Source organism: Campylobacter sp. W0014, from assembly GCF_020135975.1.
Classification (GTDB): Bacteria; Campylobacterota; Campylobacteria; order Campylobacterales; family Campylobacteraceae; genus Campylobacter_D.
This window is the reverse complement of record NZ_JACHTR010000040.1, coordinates 1-5368: the sequence shown is the minus strand read 5'-3', so window position 1 is coordinate 5368 and position 5368 is coordinate 1. Positions and strand designations below refer to the sequence as shown.

Below are 5368 nucleotides of genomic sequence, written 5' to 3'. Positions count from 1 at the left end.
CTGCAAACAGCTGTGCTGCTTGATCTTGTCTTATTCTTCTTTGATTTTCATAACTTGCATTTGCTAATTCTACTTGTCCTTTAACCATTTGAATTTTTGCTACTTCTAATTGAATTGCATTACCCACATCTGTGCTTTCTTTTATATCTTTTGAATTGATTAATTTATCTTGCAATTTTTTAAGTGTTTGGCTTATGGTATCCATTTGTTTTGAGGCCTGATTATAAGTTTCTACTTGTGCTGCATAAGTGATAAGATTAATTCTACAAATGTTTTTTTCATTTTGGCTCATATAATCAAAATCACACCTGTCAAAGCTTGTATATTTTCCAAAGATTTCATTGCCTTTATCGCTTAAAAAGCTTTTCGGATCTCTTAAAACATCGTTATAAAAAGATTGAATATTTTCTCCAGCTTTTGAAAAATCTGAATAAATTTGTTGGATATCTTTTAAAAAAGATACAGAATCTCTTACACCTGTTTTTGATAAAAGTTCATCTTTGTAAGCTTGTATTTGTTTTTGATAATGTGATACGGTTTCAGTCCATCTTGAAGCTTGTTTAACCCATTCTGCTATTTCTTTGGCGTTTTGTGTAGCCATTTGTTCATTAGCAGTTATATCTACCACAGGAATACCAGCACTAAATACTAAGTTAGGTAAGATTAATAAAGAGACAAAAGTATTAAAAATATTTTTTTTCATTTTGTTACCTTTGAAATAATTTTTTGTTTTTTGTAAAGATCTATTTTTGTCCTTAGCCTTAAAATACTTGTGCTTCTTCAGATTCTATATCTGTGTTTCCATAATCAATATCTGGTTCTTTCGGCGGAACTTGCGGTGTTTGTGTTTTGTTGTCATCTTTATCTTTCTTACCAAGCCAATAAAATTTGGATACAATCACACTTAATATTGTTTTAGTATTTCCATCTTCATCTTGATATTGATTAGAGGATAATTCTCCACTACACGCAAACTGTGCTCCTTTCTTAATATGAGTTGAAGCACTTTCTGCACTTTTACCAAATAAAACAATAGGTATCCAAGTTGTGCTACTTTCTTCATTGCCTCTTTCATTTTTCCATCGCTTAGTAATAGCAAGAGAATTTTTTGCATAAAGCTTTCCGCTATTTGTAGTGCCTACTTCAAAATCTTTTCCTAAGTATCCGATTAAATTTATATTATTCATTGTTTAACTCCTTTTTGTTGATGTAATATTTTTTCATCTTTTAAACTCCTTATTTATAGGTTTAACCACATTTGTTTTTTTGGTGTTAAATTCTTCCAATTTTGTTTTAAAATCATTTGTAGATTTGTCTTTTTGTGGTATAATTTTATTAACAGCTGATGAAATGTTCTTTTGAACCAGTCGCCCGTCAAGACTTTGGGCTTGAGTGTAGGGGGTGTGGGCGTCCCTACCATCAGCCACTACATCTTTTTTAGCCATTAAATCTAAGTTTTTTAATCTTTTTTCATTAGCGTGAAAAATTTTGTTGATATTTTCATCTTTGCGAATACCTACTTCACCCATTTTTTCTTCATTAAGTTTTTTCCCTGCTATATAATCTTTTTCACTTTTTGGAGTTGGATTATTGATTATAATTTCAGGATCGCTAACAACCTTTTTAATTAAATTTGTAACCTGCTCTTTATTCTCAAACATTTCAGGATGACGTTTTTGTAAAGTTTTCAAATCAGCAATTGCTTCTTTATCCCCTAAAAGCTCTGATAATCTTTCACAAAGTTCAAAAATTTCTAATTCTTTATCGCTCATTTTAACCTCTTTGGATCTTTTGGTGTGCGATTATCGACAAGATAGTTTAAAGAAAAAATATTTTTAGCTTCTTTAGAATAGGGATTATCTGTGATAATCACACTAACCTTATAATCGTTTTTAGGTAATTTAGGATAGATTATTTCCATTAAATCCGTCAAATATTTATTAGGACTTTTGATTTCATTCCTTAAAAGTTTTTCCATTTCATTAAAGGCATTAATAAAAGCGATTTTAAATCGTAAAGATCTCTTACCTGTAAATCTCATTGCTAAAAGTGAAAAACCATCACGAGATATTTGATAAGCTGTTCTAAGTTCTCCTTTTAAATCTTTATATTTAACCAATCCGAAATTGGATTGGCATTTAAAATCCCCTATTTCTCTTAAATCATTCAAAATATTTTTAATATCTCTTAAAACGTGAAAATGTTTTTTTCCAAAAACTTTAGCTACATCAATACTAGTGCAAAAGATTTGATTATTCTTATTTTCAAAACTAACCTTTTGATTATTGATATTAATTGCATTTATATCGCCCACTTTTTTCTCCTATGAGTTTTTATAAAACTCTTTTAACTCTGCTACTTTTTCATCAAGATTTTTACTTTCTTGTGAAAAAATCTTTTCTATAGTGTCTATATGTGCTGTTCCAGTTGATAATATTTTTAAATTTTCATTACCCAAAGAACTAAGATCAAGAGTGCAAATTACTTTTTCATCTTGCCTTTTAATTAAAAATTGTCTTTTAGAAGGTTTAAAACCTTTAATGATCATATATTCATCGTAGCTTAAACCTATTCCATTTACATACTCTTCTTCTTTGGCTTTTGGATTTGGTAAAAATATCATTGTTGCTGATTGTTCTATAAGTGTTGTTGCATTTTTGAGTTTTAAAAAGTCCTCTATACTTTGCGTAGCAAGTCTTAAAAATCCGTTTTGCTTTCGAATGGTTTTAAATTTGTTTTTAACTTCTTCTTGCACAATTTCATTTTCTAGCCACTTCCAAGCTTCATCAATATCAATACAAAGTCTTCTGCCGTCTGCTAAAGACATTACACGCCAAAGAATGTAATAGCTAAGTATTCCTGATACATCTTTATCATCTAAAAATTCTATGCCATCAATTCCAAACAAATTAATATCATCGGGAAAATCTAAATTGTCGTATTCGTTATCAAATACCCAGCCAAATTGTTTGCCTTTTTTAAAAAGTGCTAATCTTGACTTAAGGGAATTATCATCATCGACATTCTCAGTTAAATTTTCAAGCAATAAAGAAATAGGATATTTTCTTTCTTCTTTTTCAAAGCCTTTCATAACAGAATTAACGGCATTGTTAAGCATTTCTTCTTCCCTAGTTGTAAGAATTTCATTATTTCTAGTTACTAAAAGTTTTATTAGAGATTGAAGTTGTCTTATGTTTTCTTGTGTGCTTTCAACCATAAAAGGATTAAAACCAGTAGGCTTACCATTTTCAATACTAATATATCTACCACCAGCACAAAGAATGTTACCTAAAGCACCTTTGTCCTTATCTAAATATACTGCCGTAAATTTTCTATTTTTTTCAGGAATATCATCAGGAAAAGTATCTTTATTTGCATATTTAAGCATTTGATCTACAATAAAGTTCATAAACACGGTTTTACCACCACCACTTTGACCCAAAATTAAAGTATTTGCTAAAAATAATTCTCCAAAATCATTTTTGTTTAGACCAGAGTTCTGATGAAAATTGAAATAATAAGGTTGTTTGTTTGGTGTTTTAAGAACGCTAACGGCATCGCCCCAGCAATTTTTATCTCTTTTTCCCATAGAAAAATTATGCAAACCAATTAGCGATGAATAATTGATTGATGAGATAAGATTAATACGTGGGCGTATTGCAAAGTTTGATGGTAATTGTGAAAAAAACGTCGCAGGTAAAGCAATTGTTGCTAAAGTTACACCAAAGCCTAATCCATTCATTTCAGTAATAACGCGATTTGCATTATCTTTACACTCTTTTACGGTGTTTCCATATACAAGAATTGAAAAATGATATTTTCCAAAAGAAATTTCTCCATTTGTAAGTTGATCTAAAGCCTCATCAATTTGCTCTACTTGTTAATATCCATCATCTTCAGTTGCAATGAGTTGTTTCTTTTGTTTAGAGATTGCTGATTTCGCATCCACTCTAGGAATAGGTGAAAAACTTTGAGTTATAATATATTCCACGTCTAAATACATTAAAATATCTAAAATTCCTGCAAAAGTTTCACTTGTATAATCTTTAATTTCAATACATCTTGCAAATCTTTTTGTGCCATTATTGCTATTAAGTTGAATGGTATCTTGCCCAAATTGTATATTTTGTAAGTTACCATTTAAATATTGATCTATAGGACTTGGTAATACTCTTACAGGATTAAATTTACCACCAAGTAAATAATTATAAAATTCCAATTGTTGAGAGTATGTTTTATCATCTTTGGAATATGTTTTTAATCTTTTTGGATTAAAATCTTTAATATTTGCTTCCAATCTATCAGTAAATTCGCTAAATTTAGCTAGAAACATACTAATTGTTTTTCTTTTATTTTCAAAAGAACTTTTTATAAAAGTTGTTTTTTCTATTTTAACTTTTAAAGGATTGAAAATTAATGTTAAATACAAAGAATTTTTTCTAAGAGTTCCTTGTTTAAAACTTTCATAGTATCTTTTATCAATTTCTTCCAAAAAAGCATTGTTAAATTTTGAAGTTAATTTATCTTCAATAGAATATCTACAATTGTGAAAATAAAAACTTACAGGTTCATTTGCAAAAGATTTAAATAACATATTCAAAAGATTTTTCTTAAAAGTTAAATTCTCATCTGACTCACATTCAAATTCTATATCCTCCATGAAAAATGTGCTAATTAACATATGTTCTTTTGTAATGACAATGTTATCAGTAATTAAAGACTATAAAGAATTAGCTTTTCTAAACTTGGCTCAGTATGAATTGGAAATATGGATATTTCGGAAAATCATTGTTAGTTGACAATCGTTTATAAGTCGTACTATTAAAAGTTTTAGCTTTATGATATTTTTTACTTAAAAAAATTGCTGATAAATTTAATTTTAAAAAAACAATCTAAACATTTGCTCATCTTTCTTAGTCATTGCTTTCATAATAAAATGTGAAATGACTCCAAAAATTAAAAGAAAAAACTGTTGAGTATAAACAGATATTAAAATGAAGCCTAAAATATTTATCAAAAAAGGCATTAAAGGCACTCCAAAGGAGTGCATGGCGAATTAATCCTTTAAAAATAGGATCAAAATAATTATTCATATTTTTAACCTACTAAAAGTGTCGCCAAAGAAGAAGCCGCTCCGATAATAATACCACCAATAACTACTGGTAGAACTTCAATCCATTGTTGTTTCAAGATTGCCATTCGATAACCTGTAATACCAAAAGCTATTGTAATAATAATTACTGAAATACCAAATAAAGCTTGCTTCTATATCTTATAATAAGCCACCTACAGCAAAAGCTAAATTTACAGCCAATGCCATTAAAAAATTTGCTTAAACATTTAAGAAATCCTTTCATTAAAAGATAAA

At 28.6% G+C, this 5368-nt stretch carries 4 protein-coding genes and 2 pseudogenes; all 6 read right to left on the bottom strand.

Annotated elements, in window-relative coordinates:
* Nucleotides 1–703 (bottom strand): type IV secretion system protein (locus H2277_RS08555; protein ID WP_337201904.1); only part of this gene is annotated, 703 nt, incomplete at its 3' end.
* Nucleotides 704–761: 58 nt separating this feature from the next.
* On the bottom strand, nt 762–1187 hold the full coding sequence (locus tag H2277_RS08550; RefSeq protein WP_337201903.1) for a single-stranded DNA-binding protein: 426 nt from the start codon (nt 1185–1187) through the stop codon (nt 762–764).
* Nucleotides 1188–1220: 33 nt separating this feature from the next.
* Entirely contained in the window at nt 1221–1772 is a 552-nt protein-coding gene (locus tag H2277_RS08545; protein WP_337201902.1) for a hypothetical protein, read from the bottom strand.
* Nucleotides 1769–2314, bottom strand: coding sequence for a Rha family transcriptional regulator (locus H2277_RS08540; protein WP_337201901.1), 546 nt, complete (start codon nt 2312–2314; stop codon nt 1769–1771). The genes H2277_RS08545 and H2277_RS08540 overlap by 4 nt, the downstream gene beginning before the upstream one ends.
* A 9-nt stretch (nt 2315–2323) precedes the next feature.
* Nucleotides 2324–5093 (bottom strand): annotated as a pseudogene (locus tag H2277_RS08535) (VirB4 family type IV secretion/conjugal transfer ATPase).
* A 4-nt stretch (nt 5094–5097) separates the two neighbouring features.
* Nucleotides 5098–5250 (bottom strand): annotated as a pseudogene (locus tag H2277_RS08530) (TrbC/VirB2 family protein); the annotation flags it as partial.
* Nucleotides 5251–5368: the final 118 nt, after the last annotated feature.

What these genes read in the sequence shown, in the direction of transcription:
- H2277_RS08550 (WP_337201903.1), bottom strand. Translation starts at nt 1,187, where the DNA reads ATGAATAATATAAATTTAATCGGATACTTAGGAAAAGATTTTGAAGTA.
- H2277_RS08545 (WP_337201902.1), bottom strand. Translation starts at nt 1,772, where the DNA reads ATGAGCGATAAAGAATTAGAAATTTTTGAACTTTGTGAAAGATTATCA.